Source organism: Stutzerimonas azotifigens DSM 17556 (assembly GCF_000425625.1).
Lineage (GTDB): Bacteria > Pseudomonadota > Gammaproteobacteria > Pseudomonadales > Pseudomonadaceae > Stutzerimonas > Stutzerimonas azotifigens.
In genome coordinates this window covers 1-16,568 of sequence record NZ_AUDU01000028.1, presented here as the reverse complement: position 1 = coordinate 16,568, position 16,568 = coordinate 1, and the positions used below count along the sequence as shown (strand labels likewise).

Genomic DNA, 16,568 nt, shown 5'->3' with positions numbered 1-16,568 from the left:
AACGAACTCGTTCGCCGGGTGTTTCGGCTCACCCAATGGCCGACCGTGCGGCCTGGTATGGCCCCAGCATTCAGACCGCCTCGGCACCGAACAGATAGGCATCCATCGCCAGCACCCCATGGGTAATGCCGCCGTCGACCATCGTCAGCGCATCGTCCTCGGCCTCGCGCGCGCCCAGGGCCACCAGCAGGGGGACGAAGTGCTCCTCGGTCGGGTGCGCGCGAAGGGCGTCGGGCGCCTGCCGGCGATAGTCGATCAGGTCCTCGAGGCGGTTCTCGCGCAGCGCCTCGCGTACCCAGCCGGTGAACTGGTGGACGTATTCGGCATCGGCACCGTGACGGGTGCGGAATTCCTGCAGGTTGTGGGTCAGGCTGCCCGATCCGATGACCAGCACGCCCTGCTCGCGTAGCGGCTTCAGCGCCTGGCCGAGCTGCCAGGCTGTCCGAGCGTCGCAGGGGTAGGGCAGCGAGACCTGGAATACCGGTATGTCGGCGTTCGGGAACAGGTGCAGCAGCGGCACCCAGGCGCCATGGTCGAGCCCGCGGTCGGCATCGGCATGGCTGTCGAAGCCCGCCGCACGCAGCGCGTCCACAGTCTGCAGTGCCAGTTCCGGATGCCCTGGCGCCGGGTAGCGCAACTGGTAGAGCGGCGGGGGGAAGCCACCGAAGTCGTGGATCGTTTCCGGCCGTGGACTGCTGGTCACGCCGATGCTGCCGCGCGTCATCCAGTGCGGCGAGACGATCAGTACGGCCTCGGGACGCGGCAGCTGCCGCCCCAGCGCCGACAGCCGCTCTCCGGCGATGCCCGGGTCGAGCGCGAAGGTCGGTGCTCCGTGGGAAACGAACAGGACGGGTGGCATGGGGGCGCTCCTGCGGCTGGAGGGGGCTGGACGATCGATGGTCGCCGATGGGGATGGTATGGGCAACTGGGCCCCGGCCTGCGCCGGGGCGACGGAGCGGTGTGGGGCGTGGCGCGGGTGTGGCTGCGACCGAGGTAACAGAGGCCGGCGCGCACCTGGATGACTCGATCACCGCCTCGTTCAGCGCAGGTTCAAGAAGGGTTCAGTAGGGGTTCAGGGGGCCTGCGACAGACTGTTGTCGAGTTGGTCAACAACCGAACCCAAGAGGACGACTTATGACGCTCAACCTGAACCGCATCGCCCTGGCTACCCTTCTGTCCGTTGGCGCCGTCAGCGCCCAGGCGGCGGACAACTTCGTCGGCCTGACCTTCGGCCAGACCGACAACAACGTCCAGAAGTCCAGTTCGCTGAACGCCAACCTGGGCAACCCGAATCTGGACAAGGTGATCGACAACAAGAGCACCTGGGGCGTGCGCGCCGGCCAGCAGCGCGAAGCCAGCCGCTACTACGCCACCTACGAGAACGTCTCCGATAGCAACGGCGGCTACAAGCTGCGCCAGCAGAACCTGCTCGGCAGCTACGACATGTTCCTGCCGGTGGGCGACAACAACACCAAGCTGTTCGGCGGTGCCACCGCCGGCCTGGTCAAGCTGGAGCAGGAAAGCAGCGGCTTCAGGCGCGACAGCGACATCGGCTACGCTGTCGGCCTGCAGGCCGGTATCCTGCAGCAGCTCAGCAGCAAGGCCTCGATCGAGGGTGGCTATCGCTACCTGCGCACCAACGCCAGCACCGAGATGGTGCCGCATGGCGCCGCGAAGGCCGGGTCGCTGGACCTGCACAGCAGCGCGCAGTTCTACCTCGGCGCCAACTACGCTTTCTGAACCGCGCCCTAACGACGGGGCCGGGCACACGCCCGGCCCTTTCGCCCATTGCATGAAGGAAACGCGCGATGAAGTTGCTGGTGGTGGAAGACGAGGCCCTGCTGCGCCACCATCTGTTCAGCCGCCTGCGCGAGCACGGCCACGTCGTCGATGCCGTGGGCACCGCGGAGGAGGCCCTGTACCGCGCCGAGTCCTACAACCACGACCTCGCCCTGATCGATCTCGGCCTGCCGGGCATGAGCGGCATCGACCTGATCCGCCAGCTGCGCAGCCAGGACAAGAATTTTCCCATCCTCATTCTCACCGCCCGCGGCAATTGGCAGGACAAGGTCGAAGGCCTGTCCTGCGGGGCCGACGACTACCTGGTCAAGCCCTTCCAGTTCGAGGAGCTGGAGGCGCGCCTGAACGCACTGCTGCGGCGCTCCTCGGGCTTCACCAAGCCGACCATCGAGGCCGGCCGCCTGGTGCTGGACCTCAACCGCAAGCAGGCGCTGGTCGACGAGGCGTCGCTGCAGCTCACCGCCTTCGAGTACCGCATCCTCGAGTACCTCATGCGCCACCACCAGCAGGTGGTCGCCAAGGAGCGCCTGATGGAGCAGCTCTATCCGGACGACGACGAGCGCGATCCGAACGTCATCGAGGTGCTGGTCGGGCGCCTGCGGCGCAAGCTCGAGGCGGCGCTCGGCGGCAAGCCGATCGAGACCGTGCGCGGCCAGGGCTACCTGTTCAACGAGCGCTGCCGATGAGGGCACGGCAGCGCTGGCGTTCCCTGCGCCTGCGTCTGATGCTCGGCACCGCGGTGCTCGCGGTGCTGTTCATGCTGGTGCTGCTGCAGGTGCTCCAGGGCGTGTTCTCCCTGGCCCTGGACGAGAGCATCGAGAAGCGCCTGGCCGCCGACGCCGCCGCGCTGGTCTCCGCCGCGCGCATCGAGAACGGCCGCCTGGTCATGCCGGACAAGCTGCCGGATGAGGAATTCGACAACCTCGACTCGCGCCTGCTGGGCTTCATCTACGACCGCGACGGCCAGCTGGTCTGGCGCTCGCGTTCGGCCGAGGACGAGGACGTGCCCTACCTGCCGCGCTACGACGGCCGCGGCCACGAGCTGCTGCGCCTGCGTGACACCCAGGGCCAGGAGTTCTTCGTCTACGACGTGGAGATCGACCTGCTGCGCGGTGCCAGCGCCGCCTTCAGCATCGTCACCATGCAACCCACGCGCGACTACCAGATGATCTACCGCGGCTTCCAGCGCCAGCTCAACCTGTGGCTGGGCGGCGCCCTGCTGGTGCTGCTGGGGCTGCTCTGGTTCGGCCTGACCTGGGGCTTTCGCAGCCTGCGCCGGCTCAGCGACGAACTGGACGAGGTGGAGGCCGGCACCCGCGAACACCTCAGCGGCGAGCATCCGCAGGAGCTGCTGCGCCTGACCGGCTCGCTCAACCGTCTGCTGGACAGCGAGCGGCGCCAGCGCGAGCGCTACCGCGATTCCCTGGAGGACCTGGCGCACAGCCTGAAGACGCCGCTGAGCGTGCTGCAGGGCGTCGGCGAGACGCTTGCCACCCAGCCGGAAAACCGCGAGCAGGCGCAGCTGATGCAGGCGCAGATCGAGCGCATGAGCCAGCAGGTCGGCTACCAGCTGCAGCGTGCCAGCCTGCGCCGCAGCGGCCTGGTGCGCCACCGCGAGCAGGTCTGGCCGCTGCTCGACGGGCTGTGCCGGTCGCTGGACAAGGTCTACCGCGACAAGCGCGTGCAGACCGACCTGCAGGTGCCGGAACACAGCCTCGTGAGCATGGAGCGCGGTGCCCTGATGGAGCTGCTCGGCAACCTGCTGGAGAACGCCTACCGCCTGTGCCTCGGGCGGGTGCGGGTGACCTTGGGGCCGCAGCCCGGCGGCTGCCTGCTGAGCATCGAGGACGATGGCCCCGGGGTGCCGGCGGACCAGCGCGCGCGCGTGCTGCGCCGTGGCGAGCGGCTGGATGCGCAGAACCCGGGGCAGGGCATCGGCCTGGCCGTGGTGCAGGACATCATCGACAGCTACGACGGCGAGCTGAGCCTGGAGGATTCGGAGCTGGGCGGGGCCTGCTTCCGGGTGCGGCTGTACGACTGAGCGCCGAGCCATGCCGGGACGGCTTTTTTGCATTTCCATGACCATCGGCTCGCCCCAGGCGTCGGCGCTGCTGCGATGATGGCGCTCGGCTCGCCTGTCGATCGGCTTGCCGTTCTTTTCGCATACACAGGGCAGTGGCAGCCAAACGCATGGGCGACTTCAAGAAACGCGCGCGAACCCTTCTGATCCTGCTGGCCGTGGTCGGCCTGGGCACCAGCTTCTGGCGCAACGACGGTTGGCTGGAGCTGTGCGCCGGCCTCGCGCTCTTCCTGTTCGGCATGCAATGCCTGGAGGAGGGGCTGCGCGAGCTGGCCGGCGGCAAGCTGGAACGGCTGCTGGCACGCAGCACGGCAACGCCCTTCAAGGGGCTGCTGTTCGGCCTCGGCGGGACCATGCTGCTGCAGTCCAGCACGCTGGTCTCGCTGCTCACCCTCGCCTTCATCAGCACCGGGCTGGTCAAGCTGGCCGGCGGCATCGCCATCCTGTTCGGCGCCAACCTCGGCTCTACCACCGGCATCTGGCTGCTGGCGCTGGCCGGGCAGAACGTCAGCCTCAGCCCGTTGGCGCTGCCGCTGCTGGTGTTCGGCGTGATGGCCGGCTTGCTCCACGCGCGCGGCAAGGCCGGCGGGCGCATCCTGCTGGGCATCGCCTTCATCTTCCTCGGCATCGACCAGATCAAGACCGGCTTCGTCGCCCTCGGCGGCGGGATGGACCTGTCCGCCTACCACGCCCAGGGCCTGGGTGGCCAGCTGCTGTTCGTGGCCGTCGGCACGCTCGCCACCGTGGTACTGCAGTCCAGCCACGCCACGCTGATCCTCACCCTGGCGGCGCTCGCCAGCGGGCAACTGGAGCTGGGCCAATCGCTGGCGATCGCCATCGGCGCCAACGTCGGCACCACCGTGACCGCCGCGCTGGTCGGCTCGCTGGGCGGCAATCGAAACGCCCAGCGGCTGGCGCTGGCCCACGTCCTGTTCAACGTCGTCACCGCGACACTCGCGCTGGCCCTGCTGCTGCCGCTGACCGACCTGGTGCGCGGGCTCACCGAGCCGTTCGGGCTCGGCGGCAACACGCTGATCCAGCTGGCGCTGTTCCACTCGCTGTTCAACGCGATGGGCGTGGCGCTGTTCTGGCCGTTCCAGCGCCAGCTGGCCGAGCTGCTGCTCCGGCTGCTGCCGGAGCGCGACGAGCCGGTGGTGCTGATCCGCGAGCTGGCCGAGCCCGGCGCGCCGGAGCCCTGCACCCGGGCGCGCTACCTGAGCGACCGCGCGCTCGACTCCATCGACGCGGCGGCCAGCGCGGTGGCGCAGGAGCTGCAGCACCTGACCCGGCTGAGCCTGGAGGTCATCTGCCACGCACTCTACCTGCCGGTCGATCGGCTGACGCAGCGCGGGCCCGCCGACGAAGACCTGCTGCGCGCCCGCCCGGAACCCGGCGCGCTGGATGCCGAGCTGCTCTACCAACGCCACATCAAGGGCGTCTACGGCGACCTGCTGACCTTCATGGGGCGCCTCGAACTGCCCATGGACGAGCACCACCAGGCCTTCTGGCTCAGCTGCCAGGTGGCGGCCCTGCAGCTGGTGGATGCAGTCAAGGACGCCAAGCACCTGCAGAAGAACCTCGGCCACTACCTTCGCCAGGACGAGTCGGCCGCCCGCCAGGCCTACGTCGAACTGCGCCGGCACCTGCTCGAGGCGCTGCGGGAGATGCGCGAGCTGAGCCGTTCGGGACTGCCCGAGGCGCGCTGGCGCGAGCGCCTGCAGGCGCTGGACGAGCGGTCCGCAGGGTTCGACGGCGATTTCCGGGCGCGGCTGTTCGACTCGGTGCGAAACCGGGTGCTCGACGGCCGCCACACCAGCTCGCTGATGAACGACCTGGGCTACGCCAGCCGGATCATCCAGAGCCTGCGCAACGCGCTGCTGCTCGGCGAGGGCCATGAGCTGACGCGCCAGCTGCGGGCGCTGGCGGAGGACGAGGGGCCGGCCCTCGTCCAGGGCTGAAGCGTCGCCGCGATGCTCATTCGAGGCGTGTGCCGCCCGCCCGAACGCTTTCGATGATCTGCCCGGTCAGCCGGTGCAGCGCATTGCGGTGGCCCATTTCTCCGCCGGCCGGCTGCGTGTCCGAGGTCATCACCAGGGTCATCTCCAGCCCGGGCACCACGTAGAGCATCTGCCCGCCATAGCCCCAGCCGTAGCGGACCTCCTCGCCGCCGAGGCGGGTGGCGAACCAGCCGTAGCCATAGCCGTGGCCGGTGTAGCGCGAGCGGGTGCGCGGCGTCCAGGAGGCCTCGATCCAGTTCTCCGACAGCAGCCGCCGGCCGGACGCGGTGATGCCACCCCGTCGGTACAGTTCGGCGAGGGCCAGCAGCGAGCGCGGCGTCATCGCCATCTCGTTGCCGCCCAGGTAGATGCCCTGCGGGTCGCGCGTCCAGGCGCCGATCGCGAAGCCCTCGAGCGGCCCCAGCCACTGCCGGGCCAGGCTCAGGGTGGACTGCCCGGTGCGGCGGGTCAGGATCGCCGAGAGCAGGTGCGTGGAGCCGGTGGAGTAGATCATCGCGCCGCCGGGTTCGTCCTCGAACGGCCGCGCCAGTGCCGCCCGGACCCAGTTGCGGCTCGCCACCCAGGCGCCATAGTTGCGCCCCGAGGTCGAGCCCAGGCCGGCCTGCATCGACAGCAGGTGGCCCACGGTGACGCGCCGTAGGCGCGGGTCGGGATCGGCGGGCAGGTCGTCCTTCAGCAGCTCGGCCACCGGCTGCTCGGTGCCCTGCAGCACGCCCTTGTCGATGGCGATGCCCACCAGCGCCGAGATCACCGTCTTGGAGGCGGACTTGATGTTGGTCGGTTCCGTGGTGCGGTGTCCCCGATAGCCCCGCTCCGCGATGATCCGTCCGTCGCGGGCGGCCAGGACGGTCCGCAACGGCTCAAGCCGCTCGGACTGGTCGAGCAGCGCGTCCAGCTCCGTATCGGCCGCTGCCCAGGGGCTGACGACCAGCAGCGCCAGCCAGCCGGCACGCAACAAGGGACGGATTCGCTGGGCGCGGACGGCAGACAGGAGCATAGGCAGCGGACCGGAGCGGAAATACACGCGTTGGACCTTATTAACCGATTCGCCGTGCCCGTGGCTTGCCTGGGTATCGGCCTACGCCGGTACGACGGGCCGTAACGCCGCCGCCGAACCCCCGTCGCCCCGGCGCAGGCCGGGGCCCAGGTGGCTTGCACCGGGCTTCGCCAGGGCTCGGAGCGACAGGCGCCGTCCGGACGACGGGGTGCCGCTTCCGCCCTGCGGATGGCGTTACTGCCGAATCCAGGTCTGCGTGCGGCCGAGCGCCTCGATCCCGATGTAGCCGCGCATCTCCAGCCGTTCGCCGCCTTCGAGCACGGTCACCTTGGCCCGGTAGGTCTTGCCCTTGGCCGGGTCGAGGATGGTGCCGCCGCTCCAGACGTTCTCGCCGTCGGGCTTGAGGTCGCGCAGAATGGTCATGCCAGTGATCGGCTGGTCCTTCAGCTCACCCTCGCACGCGCTGCAGACCGGGTTGGGGCCGTGCTCCGACTGGAGAATCTCGACCACCCTGCCGCTGAGCGTGCCGTCGGCGGCCTGCTGGATCTCGACGACGGATTTGGGCTTGCCGGTCTCGTCGTCGATGGTCTGCCAGCGGCCGGCCGGTGAGTCGTCGGCGAGCGCGGTCAGCGAGGTGGCGGTCAGCGGTAGTGCGAGCAGCAGCGCGGTGAGCAGCGTGCGCATGGTCTCCTCCCGGAGCAGTGGGCGACAGGCGCGACTCTACCATCGGCGCCCGTGCGGATCGCCCGCTGAAAGGGCCAGCGTCAACGGCGCCCCGGCCACGTCACCCAACTGCCATTCGCATGTCATAGGCTCGCCCTCTCTTCCTCGCCATGGAGTCCGTCGTGCCCTGCTTCGATACCTGCCGCTCGCACTCTTCGGGCTGACCCGTTGATGGCCGCCGCCGAGGTGAAGGTGGTCGGCCCAGTGGAGGCCGGCATGTTCGAGAGCCGCTACCAGGACCAGCAGCCCGGCGTGCGCCTTACTTCCCCTGCGACAGCGCCACTGCGTCCGCCCCGGCGGGAAACCGCAGCCGGCCGCTCGTATCGTTGGCGGCCCGCCATACCGCTTCCGCCACGTCGGCCTCGGTGGTGGTCGGCCCCGGTCGGGTGAGCTGGGCGAAGACCTCGTCGGCGAACGGCTTGTAGGCCTCGGGGATCAGCCCCTGCATCCGCTGCTGGCCGTTGCTGGCGAAGCGCGTGGTCGGTCCGTAGCCCGGCTGCACCAGCTTCACCGCCACCCCGAAGGCCGCGAGTTCGTGCGCGAGGGCGGCGCTGAAGCCCTCGATGGCGGTCTTGCTGGCGGTGTACACCGCCACCAGCGGCAGGGGCGCCAGGACCACCGTGGAGGTGACGTTCACCACTACGCCCGAGCGGCGCTGGCGGAACTGCGGCAGAAGCGCCTGCGTCATCGCCATGATGCCCAGGGTGTTGGTCTCGAACAGCTCGCGCACCGTGGCCATCGGCGTGGCCTCGAAGGCGCCGAACAGGCCGATGCCGGCGTTGTTGACCAGCACGTCGATCGGGCCGACGGCCCCGACCGCCGCGGCGATGCTCTCGGAATCGGTCACGTCCAGCGGCAGCACGCGCAGGCGTTCGGAGCGGGGCAGGACGCTCGCGTCCGGCGTTCGCATGGTGGCGACCACGTTCCAGCCCTGCGCGTGGAAGTAACGGGCGGTTTCCAGCCCGTAGCCTGAGGAACAGCCTGTGATGAGGACGGTTTTCATGCCGGCTCCTATGGGGTGGAAAGTGCGGCCACGATAGCCATCGCTATTCGGACCTTCTACGATTAGAAGTCCCTGAATCATTGGTCAGCGTCCGGACATGAGCGATCCGCTCTCGGAAGTCGTCACCCTGCTGCGCCCGCGCACGGTGTTCTCCAAACGCATCAGCGGCGCCGGCCCCTGGGGCGTGCGCTATACCGAGTTCGGCCACCCGAGCTTCTGCGCCGTGCTCGAGGGGCGCTGCCTGCTCAGGGTCGAAGGCCATGACGCCGTGACCCTGGAGGCGGGCGACTTCGTGCTGCTGCCGACCACGCCCGGGTTCACCATGACCGGCTTCGAGGCGGTGCGCCGCCCGCCGGCGCTGGACCCCAAGGCGGCGCCGTCCGCGGTGGCCGAGGTTCACCACGGGGCGCGCGATCGGGACCCGGACGTGCGCCTGCTCGGCGGCTATTTCATCCTCGACTCGCCCGATCCGGCGCTGCTGTCGACCCTGTTGCCGACACTGGTGCACGTGCGCGGCGCCGAGCGGCTGGCGTTGCTCGTCCGTCTGGTCGGCGAGGAGTCCCGCGAGCGCAAGCCGGGCTGCGACCTGGTGCTGGCGCGCCTGGTGGAGGTGCTGCTGGTCGAGGCGCTGCGCGCGACACCCGGCGAAGAGGCGCCGCCGGGCCTGCTGCGCGGGTTGGCCGATGCGCGACTGGCGCCGGCGCTGCGGCAGATGCACGCCCAGGTCGCCAGGGCCTGGAGCGTGGCCGAGCTGGCGGCCGCGGCCGCGCTTTCGCGCTCGACCTTCTTCGCACGCTTCACCCGTACCGTCGGCCTGCCGCCGATGGAGTACCTGCTGGCCTGGCGCATGGCGCTGGCGAAGGACCTGCTGCGCCAGCAGGGCGTCGCCCTGACCGAGGTCGCCGAGCGCATCGGCTACAGCTCGGCGAGCACCTTCAGCACCGCCTTCGCCCGCCATGTGGGACAGCCGCCCGGCCGCTATGCGCGCGAGCGGCGAGCGACAGCCGCGCCTTCGATCGCGTCGGTGGGCTGAAGCCCACCCTGAGGGCCCGGGATAGGCGACGGTCGAACCGATGAAGCAAATCTTCCGCGGGGCGTTCTACATGGTCCGGCCTCATGGCGACGCCTCATGAGGCGCCGTGCGAGATTTCCGGCGGCAGGCGTGGCCTCGCCGTCGACCTGACAGACGAGAGGAGCGAGCAATGAGCGTTGAGAGCATCCGTATCCTGGGCATCGACAAGCCGGTGTCGCGCATCGGCCTGGGCACCTGGGCGATCGGTGGCTGGATGTGGGGCGGCGCCGACGATGCCGCCTCGGTGGAGACCATCCGCCGCGCCGTCGCCTCCGGGATCAACCTGATCGACACCGCGCCGGTGTATGGCTTCGGGCATTCCGAGGAGGTGGTCGGCAAGGCCCTGCAGGGCATCCGCGACCAGGCGGTGATCGCCACCAAGGTGGCCCTGGAGTGGCCGGGCGAGCGGGTGCGGCGCAACGCCACCGCCGCGCGCATCCGCAGCGAGGTGGAGGACTCCCTGAGGCGCCTGCGCACCGACCGCATCGACCTCTACCAGGTGCACTGGCCCGACCCGCGGGTGCCGCACGAGGAAACCGCCCGGGAGCTGGAGCGGCTGCGCGAGGCGGGCAAGATCCTCGCCATCGGGGTGAGCAACTACTCGCCCGCGCAGATGGACGTGTTCCGCCGCTACGCGCCGCTGGCCAGCGTGCAGCCGCCGTACAACCTGTTCGAGCGCGCCATCGAGCGCGACGTGCTGCCCTACGCGCGGCAGAACGGCCTGGTGGTGCTGGCCTACGGCGCGCTGTGCCGTGGCCTGCTGTCCGGGCGGATGCGCGCCGACACCCGCTTCGGCGGCGACGACCTGCGTCAGTCCGATCCCAAGTTCCGCCAGCCGCGCTTCGGCCAGTACCTGGCCGCGGTAGAGGCACTGGCACGCTTCGCCCGCGAGCGGCACGGCAAATCGGTGCTGGCGCTGGCCATCCGCTGGATCCTCGACCAGGGCCCGACCGTCGCCCTGTGGGGCGCTCGCCGGCCGGACCAGCTGAACGGCATCGACGACGCCTTCGGCTGGAAGCTGGACGCCGGCGACCTGGCCGAGATCGACGCCATCCTCGCCGAACACGTGAAGGACCCGGTCGGCCCCGAGTTCATGGCGCCGCCCGCGCGCCAGGCCTGACGGCCGTCGCATCCGGCCAGGCGCCGTCCTAGAGCGGTCCCGGCAAGGGACCGTTTCTTTCTCCCTGCATCCGGGGCCGCCCGTCGCCCGACCGCCTATCGCTTCACCCCCGTTTCGCCTATAGCCCGCCCTCGCTCCGTCGATAAACAGCCCCGTCGATGCCCCATGAATCGGGGCCGTGAGTTTTTCTGACGGGTATTTCATGTCGTTGTCATTGCGGAAAAAGATCGTGCTGTCCACCTGCGCGGCGGTGCTGCTCGCCGGCGCCAGCGAAGTGGGCCTGAACTTCATCGAGAGCCGCGAAAACCTGGAGCGGCACATCACCGAGCAGGTGACGATCGCCAGCAAGACCTTCGGCGCCAGCGTGCGCTACTGGCTGCACAGCAAGGAAGCGGCGCTGCTCTCCGTCCCCGCCGCCGAGGACGCCGGCGTCCTGCAGGGCGCGCTGGTGCAGGCGAAGGTCGCCGGCGGCTTCGAGAACGTCTTCCTGGCCCGTGCCGACGGCAGCCAGGTCAACGCCGACCGGGTCAGCCTGCCGGCCGACAACAACGACCCGCGCCGCTGGAAGTGGTACCAGCAGGCGCAGCTGACGCCAGGCGCGGTGTACCTCTCGACGCCCAGCGTGGCGGCCGCCACGGGGCAGTTCGTGCTCTCGCTCGGGCGCACGCTGCAGCAGGACGGGCGGACGCTCGGGGTGCTGGGTGCCGACGTCGGCATGGGGGAGATCCTCGACCAGCTCAAGCACATCGAGCTGCCGGGCGATGGCCTGGCGTTCTTCGTCGACAGGCAGGGCATCGTGCTCGGCCATCCCGACACGCGCTACCTGGACCGCAACGTCACCGCGCTCTACCCGTCGCTGGACACCGCCACCCTGGCGGGACTGGTCGGCGGCTCCGGCGCCCGGCACCTGCTCGACGGCGAGGGCAAGCGCCTGTACGCCGCTCCGATCGGGTACGCCGGGCAGGTGCTGGTCATGGTGCTGGACGATGCCGTGCTCTCGGCGCCCCTGTACCGGCAGCTGTGGATCGGCCTGGCCACCTTCGGCGTGATCCTGGTGCTGTCGCTGGTCGCCATCGGCCTGCTATGCAGCTGGCTGCTGCGCCCGCTCGCGGTGGTGTCCGCGGGGCTGCAGGTGATCGCCGGGGGCAACGGCGACCTGACCCGGCGCATTCCGGAGGCCAGCGACGACGAGGTCGGCAGCCTGGCGCGGCACTTCAACCAGTTCGTCGGCAGCCTGCATGCGCTGATCGGCCACATCCGCCACCAGGCCGAGGAGATCGGCCAGGAGTCCGGCGCGGTGCTGCAGCGCAACAGCCTGTCGGCCACCGAGCTGGCGCGCCTGCAGGAGGAGCTGACGCTGGTCGCCACCGCGGTCACCGAAATGGCTTCGGCCACCCAGGAAATCGCCGGCAATGCCGAGCGCACCGCGCAGACGGCGCAGCAGTCCAGCCAGAACAGCCGCCAGGGCCTGGAGCTGGTGCGGCACACCCAGCAGTCGATCACCGGGCTGGCCGGCGAGGTGGCGCAGGCGACCCGGGTGATCGCCGAGCTGAGCGAGCATTCGCAGTCGATCTCCGGCGTGCTGGCCAACATCCAGGGCATCGCCGAGCAGACCAACCTGCTGGCGCTCAACGCCGCCATCGAGGCCGCACGCGCCGGCGAGCAGGGCCGCGGCTTCGCCGTGGTGGCCGACGAGGTGCGGGTGCTGTCGCAGCGCACCCACGCCTCGACGCAGGAAATCCAGGCGACCATCGCCACCTTCCAGCGCATCACCCAGAACGCCGTGGACAGGATGGACAGCAGCCGCGCGCTGGCCGAGCGCAGCGTCAGCGATGCCCGGCAGGCCTCCGGCGCGCTGGAGGAAATCACCCAGGCGGCGCAGCAGATCTCCGACATGTCCATGCAAATCGCCGCGGCGGCCGAGGAGCAGTCCTCGGTCACCGAGGAGATCACCCGCAACGTGGTCACCCTCAAGTCGCTGGGCGACGCCCTGGCGGACAATTCGCTGGAAGGCGAGCGCCAGGCGCGCCTGCTGCAGGACCACGCCGGCGAGCTCAACGACAAGGTGGGCCGCTTCGTGCTCTGACGGCCAGCGGTCGCAGGCAGAGCCTGCTCCTGCAGCCCTCAGGCGGGGGAGCGCAGGGGCGAGGGGATGCCGGATCCATGCTCGCGATGGCGGGGCAGGGCCTGAAGAGCTTCGCGAGCAAGCTCGCTCCTACGAGGGGACGCCGGTCCGGCGCGAGGGCGCCTGGCCTGGGAGCAGGACGCCGAAAAAATGATTGCCTGATCACATTTCGATAATGGCACTATGATGGCCATCGTTTTCTCGTCCGGGTTCCGCCCGAAGGTCGCTTCGCCATGACGCACTGGTTGTTCCGCCGTTTGGGCTTTCTGTTGCCGCAGATCGGGTTGTGCTGCGCGCTGGCGGCTCCGGCGGCCATGGCGGGCCCGGCGATCACCGTGGTCACCGAGGAGCTGCCGCCCTTCAACATGACGGTGGACGGCAGGCTCACCGGCATGAGCACCGAGATCGTCCAGGCCGTGCTGGCCGAGGCCGGTGTCGAGGCGACCTTCCAGTCGATGCCCTGGGCGCGCGCCTACGACATCGCGCTCAATTCCGAGAACGTGCTGATCTACTCCATTGCCCGCACGCCGCAGCGCGAGTCGCTGTTCAAGTGGGTCGGCACGCTGGCCTCCACGCAGTGGCACCTATTCTCGCTGTCCGGCAAGGACTACCGCCTCCGCTCGCTGGACGATGCCCGGCCGCTGCAGATCGCCACGGTGAAGGACGATGCCGGCGAGCAGTATCTGCTGTCCCAGGGGTTCGCGGTCGGGCAGAACCTGCAGTCGAGCAACAAGTACGAGCACAACTACCAGAAGCTCAAGGAAGGGCGGGTCGACCTGTGGATCTCCGACGAGACCAACGCCCAGTACCTGGTCCGGCACACCGGCGGCGACCCGCGGGAGCGGGCCGTATCGCAGTTGGTGCTGGGCGATCTGGACGGCCAGGACGGCTTGGGCATGGCCTTCAGCCGCAGGACCCCGGATGCGCTGGTCGGGCGATTGCGCCAGGCGCTGGCGCAGATCCAGGCCGACGGCCGCTACGATGCCATCGTGAACAAGTGGCGCTCATGACGCAGCCCGAGCCGCTGTCCGAGGGCCAGGTGCCCGACGCCGTCGCCGCCGGTTCGCTGGGCCGCCGGCTGGTGCTGGCTACCCTCGGCTTCTGCCTGCTGTTCACCCTGGCAAGCGTGGGCGTGCGCACCTATTCGGCCTGGCAGCAGAACCTGCAGGAAATGAACGCCGAGCTGGCGCTGATCGACCAGGTCTTCCAGAGCACGCTGTCGAAGGCGATCTGGGAAATGGACGGCGAGGCGCTCGGAACGCATCTGGACAGCATCGTGCAGACCGCGCCGGTCAGCCGGGTGCAGCTGCAGATCGTTCGCGCCGGGCGCGCGCCCGAGGTTCTCGAGCGGCGACAGGCCCCGCGGACCGAGCCCGGCCGGGTGCCGCAGCTGCAGCGCAGCCTGACCTACGAGCCCTATGCCGGCGCGCGCGAAACCGTCGGCCAGCTGACCCTGGAGGGCGACGAGCGGGTGCTGCGGGCACGGCTGTTCGACCAGGCCACCGGCATCGTGCTGACCCAGGTGATCCAGTCGCTGCTGCTGGCCGGGCTGATCATGTGGCTGTTCAACCGCACGGTGACCCTGCACGTGCGCAAGGTTGCCTGGCATCTGGCGCAGCTGACGCCGGCCAACCTCGGCCGGCGCCTGCGCCTGGACCGCCGGACGGTGCGGCGCGACGAACTCAGCCAGCTGGAAGCCGGGGTGAACGCGCTGCAGGAGAAGCTTTCCAGCTACCTCGAACGCCAGCATCAGGCCGAGCTGGACCTGGCAGCGCACCGCGACCGGCTCGCCGAGCTGGTGGAGGCGCGCACCGCCGAGCTGCGTGCGGCGAACGAGCGGCTCGAGGACCTGAGCCGCAGCGATCCGCTGACCGGCCTGGCCAACCGCCGCGCATTCGACGAGATCAAGGACGTGGAATTCCGCCGTGCGACGCGGCTGGGTCAGCCGCTGACCGTGCTCATGTGCGATGTCGACTACTTCAAGCGCTACAACGACACCTACGGGCACGCGCTCGGCGACCAGTGCCTGCGCGTCGTGGCCGATACGCTGCGCAGCGTGTTCTCGCGTGCCGGCGAGGTGGTCGCCCGGCTCGGCGGCGAGGAGTTCGTCGTGCTGCTTCCCGGCTCGGACGCCGCGACGGCGCGCGATACCGCCGAGCGCCTGCAGCAGCGGCTGAGCGAGCGGGCCATGCGGCATGCCGGCTCGGACATCGCGCCGCACGTCACCCTGAGCATCGGGCTGGCCACGTTCGATCCGGAAACCATGGACCATTTCGATCTGTTGCTGCACCGCGCTGACGAGGCCCTGTACCAGGCCAAGTCCCAGGGGCGCAACAGGATCGCGGACTGAAGGGGGCCGCGCCATGCCTGCACGTCTGATTGTCTGGCTCCTGCTGTGCCTGTCGGCCGGTCCGGCGCTGGCCGGGCCGATCCGCGTGGTCACCGAGGCCACCGCCTACAGCTACCTGGAGAACGGCCAGGTGGCCGGGCCGGCCAGCGAGGTGGTCACGGCGACCCTGCAGCGGGCCGGGCTGAGCGATTACCGCATCGGCCTGTACCCCTGGGCGCGCGCCTACGACATGGCCCTGGGCGAGCCGGACGTGCTCATCTACCTGATCGCCCGCACGCCGGAGCGGGAAGCCTTGTTCAAGTGGGTGGGCGAGCTGATGCGCATCGACTATCACCTGTACAAGCTGCGCGAGCGCGACGACATCGCGGTCGGCGGGCTGGACGACGCCCGCCCCTACCGCATCGGTGTGTTGCGCGAGGACGTGCGCCATCGCTATCTGCAGGCGCAGGCGTTCGGCAAGCTGGTGGTGAGCGCCCACAACAACGAGAACTTCCGCCTGTTGCTCAACGGCCAGGTCGACCTGGTGCCGATGCCCGAGCGCGACGTGGCCAGGCTGTGCCGGGACAACGGCATCGACCCGGCCCGCCTGCAGAAGGTGCTCACCCTGGATATCGCCACCGGGCTCTACATGGCGTTCAGCCGGCAGACCGACGACGACACCGTGCTGCGCGCACGCGTGGCCTTCGAGCAGTTGCAGAGCGAGGGGCTGGTGCTGCGGGCGATGGGCGGTACGCGCTGAGCGCTGCAAATGCCTCGTGGGTGTGCCGTTGGGGCACTCTAGGTCCAGGCCGGCTGCATCCTGGTGGGCTGAAGCCCACCCTACGTACGGAAGCGAGCGCCGTCTCCGCCCAGCCCGTAGGGTGGGCTTCAGCCCACCGTCCGCCGGCGACATGCACCGCTCCGGTCACGCCAGCGCGCAGGCGTGAGCAGGCCGCGCCCTGCCTTTTCCCTTCTCCCTCCGGGAGAAGGCGGCCCGCAGGGTCGTAGATACCGTCTTGAGCCCTAGTGGGCAAGGGCCAGTTTAGGGTCGAAAGGCTGGCCGGATTTCAGTACCCCATAGGCGATGTGCAATAGCTTGCGCATGGCGGCACAGACGATCTGCTTGCCGGTCTTGCCCCTGGCTTTCAAGCGGTCCCGCAGAGCGCTGATGGCGGCGTTGTGCTTGAGCGAGCAAACAGCCGGCATATAGAGCCCAGCCCTCAGGCGAGACGAGCCCGTTCGAGATATGCGCGTCTGGCCCTTGTAGGTGCCGGACTCCTGCAGCTTGGGGTTCAATCCGG

General features: G+C 69.7%; 15 protein-coding genes. 10 read left to right on the top strand and 5 right to left on the bottom strand.

Features of this window, described 5'->3' with window-relative positions:
• Window positions 1-70: 70 nt before the first annotated feature.
• The gene (locus tag H610_RS0102690; RefSeq protein WP_028238246.1) at window positions 71-859 is read right to left on the bottom strand and encodes a DODA-type extradiol aromatic ring-opening family dioxygenase; all 789 of its coding nucleotides are present in this window, start codon (window positions 857-859) and stop codon (window positions 71-73) included.
• A gap of 275 nt (window positions 860-1,134) precedes the next feature.
• Here H610_RS0102690 and H610_RS0102685 point away from each other — a divergent pair, with 275 nt between their 5' ends.
• From H610_RS0102685 to H610_RS0102670, 4 genes are all read left to right on the top strand, one after another.
• Window positions 1,135-1,740, top strand: a complete 606-nt coding sequence (locus H610_RS0102685; protein WP_028238245.1) for an outer membrane beta-barrel protein — start codon at window positions 1,135-1,137, stop codon at window positions 1,738-1,740.
• A gap of 68 nt (window positions 1,741-1,808) precedes the next feature.
• Complete coding sequence (locus tag H610_RS0102680; protein WP_028238244.1) at window positions 1,809-2,486, top strand: response regulator; 678 nt, start codon at window positions 1,809-1,811, stop codon at window positions 2,484-2,486.
• Window positions 2,483-3,841 (top strand): ATP-binding protein, encoded by a 1,359-nt coding sequence (locus tag H610_RS0102675; protein ID WP_043237451.1) that lies wholly within the window; start codon window positions 2,483-2,485, stop codon window positions 3,839-3,841. The genes H610_RS0102680 and H610_RS0102675 overlap by 4 nt, the downstream gene beginning before the upstream one ends.
• A gap of 149 nt (window positions 3,842-3,990) precedes the next feature.
• Window positions 3,991-5,838, top strand: coding sequence for a Na/Pi cotransporter family protein (locus H610_RS0102670; RefSeq protein ID WP_043237450.1), 1,848 nt, complete (start codon window positions 3,991-3,993; stop codon window positions 5,836-5,838).
• 16 nt (window positions 5,839-5,854) lie between these two features.
• On the opposite strand, the gene H610_RS0102665 is transcribed toward H610_RS0102670, so the two are convergent.
• The 3 genes from H610_RS0102665 to H610_RS0102655 all read right to left on the bottom strand — a co-directional run bounded on the left by H610_RS0102665 (window position 5,855) and on the right by H610_RS0102655 (window position 8,621).
• Entirely contained in the window at window positions 5,855-6,895 is a 1,041-nt protein-coding gene (locus tag H610_RS0102665) for a serine hydrolase domain-containing protein (RefSeq protein ID WP_084166356.1), read from the bottom strand.
• Between the two features lie 234 nt (window positions 6,896-7,129).
• Window positions 7,130-7,579, bottom strand: a complete 450-nt coding sequence (locus H610_RS0102660; RefSeq protein WP_028238241.1) for a DUF2147 domain-containing protein — start codon at window positions 7,577-7,579, stop codon at window positions 7,130-7,132.
• A gap of 298 nt (window positions 7,580-7,877) precedes the next feature.
• A complete protein-coding gene (locus tag H610_RS0102655; RefSeq protein ID WP_028238240.1) occupies window positions 7,878-8,621 on the bottom strand; it encodes an SDR family oxidoreductase in 744 nt (247 codons plus the stop codon).
• Window positions 8,622-8,718: 97 nt separating this feature from the next.
• On the opposite strand from H610_RS0102655, the gene H610_RS23120 reads away from it, so the two are divergent.
• From H610_RS23120 to H610_RS0102625, 6 genes are all read left to right on the top strand, one after another.
• Window positions 8,719-9,654 (top strand): AraC family transcriptional regulator, encoded by a 936-nt coding sequence (locus H610_RS23120; RefSeq protein WP_051231453.1) that lies wholly within the window; start codon window positions 8,719-8,721, stop codon window positions 9,652-9,654.
• Window positions 9,655-9,823: 169 nt separating this feature from the next.
• Entirely contained in the window at window positions 9,824-10,813 is a 990-nt protein-coding gene (locus H610_RS0102645) for an aldo/keto reductase (RefSeq protein ID WP_028238239.1), read from the top strand.
• Window positions 10,814-11,015: 202 nt separating this feature from the next.
• Window positions 11,016-12,899, top strand: a complete 1,884-nt coding sequence (locus H610_RS0102640; protein WP_028238238.1) for a methyl-accepting chemotaxis protein — start codon at window positions 11,016-11,018, stop codon at window positions 12,897-12,899.
• Between the two features lie 272 nt (window positions 12,900-13,171).
• Window positions 13,172-13,948: a substrate-binding periplasmic protein gene (locus H610_RS0102635; protein ID WP_084166355.1), complete on the top strand. Its 777-nt coding sequence runs from the start codon at window positions 13,172-13,174 to the stop codon at window positions 13,946-13,948.
• Window positions 13,945-15,288 (top strand): GGDEF domain-containing protein, encoded by a 1,344-nt coding sequence (locus tag H610_RS0102630; RefSeq protein WP_051231451.1) that lies wholly within the window; start codon window positions 13,945-13,947, stop codon window positions 15,286-15,288. The genes H610_RS0102635 and H610_RS0102630 overlap by 4 nt, the downstream gene beginning before the upstream one ends.
• 13 nt (window positions 15,289-15,301) lie before the next feature.
• The gene (locus tag H610_RS0102625) at window positions 15,302-16,027 is read left to right on the top strand and encodes a substrate-binding periplasmic protein (protein ID WP_051231449.1); all 726 of its coding nucleotides are present in this window, start codon (window positions 15,302-15,304) and stop codon (window positions 16,025-16,027) included.
• Window positions 16,028-16,290: 263 nt separating this feature from the next.
• On the opposite strand, the gene H610_RS23115 is transcribed toward H610_RS0102625, so the two are convergent.
• A partial coding sequence (locus H610_RS23115; RefSeq protein ID WP_043237447.1) for a transposase occupies window positions 16,291-16,568 on the bottom strand: 278 nt, incomplete at its 5' end.

Coding starts and splice junctions, on each gene's coding strand:
- H610_RS0102690 (WP_028238246.1), bottom strand. CDS start 859: ATGCCACCCGTCCTGTTCGTTTCCCACGGAGCACCGACCTTCGCGCTC.
- H610_RS0102685 (WP_028238245.1), top strand. CDS start 1,135: ATGACGCTCAACCTGAACCGCATCGCCCTGGCTACCCTTCTGTCCGTT.
- H610_RS0102680 (WP_028238244.1), top strand. CDS start 1,809: ATGAAGTTGCTGGTGGTGGAAGACGAGGCCCTGCTGCGCCACCATCTG.
- H610_RS0102675 (WP_043237451.1), top strand. CDS start 2,483: ATGAGGGCACGGCAGCGCTGGCGTTCCCTGCGCCTGCGTCTGATGCTC.
- H610_RS0102670 (WP_043237450.1), top strand. CDS start 3,991: ATGGGCGACTTCAAGAAACGCGCGCGAACCCTTCTGATCCTGCTGGCC.
- H610_RS0102665 (WP_084166356.1), bottom strand. CDS start 6,895: ATGCTCCTGTCTGCCGTCCGCGCCCAGCGAATCCGTCCCTTGTTGCGT.
- H610_RS0102660 (WP_028238241.1), bottom strand. CDS start 7,579: ATGCGCACGCTGCTCACCGCGCTGCTGCTCGCACTACCGCTGACCGCC.
- H610_RS0102655 (WP_028238240.1), bottom strand. CDS start 8,621: ATGAAAACCGTCCTCATCACAGGCTGTTCCTCAGGCTACGGGCTGGAA.
- H610_RS23120 (WP_051231453.1), top strand. CDS start 8,719: ATGAGCGATCCGCTCTCGGAAGTCGTCACCCTGCTGCGCCCGCGCACG.
- H610_RS0102645 (WP_028238239.1), top strand. CDS start 9,824: ATGAGCGTTGAGAGCATCCGTATCCTGGGCATCGACAAGCCGGTGTCG.
- H610_RS0102640 (WP_028238238.1), top strand. CDS start 11,016: ATGTCGTTGTCATTGCGGAAAAAGATCGTGCTGTCCACCTGCGCGGCG.
- H610_RS0102635 (WP_084166355.1), top strand. CDS start 13,172: ATGACGCACTGGTTGTTCCGCCGTTTGGGCTTTCTGTTGCCGCAGATC.
- H610_RS0102630 (WP_051231451.1), top strand. CDS start 13,945: ATGACGCAGCCCGAGCCGCTGTCCGAGGGCCAGGTGCCCGACGCCGTC.
- H610_RS0102625 (WP_051231449.1), top strand. CDS start 15,302: ATGCCTGCACGTCTGATTGTCTGGCTCCTGCTGTGCCTGTCGGCCGGT.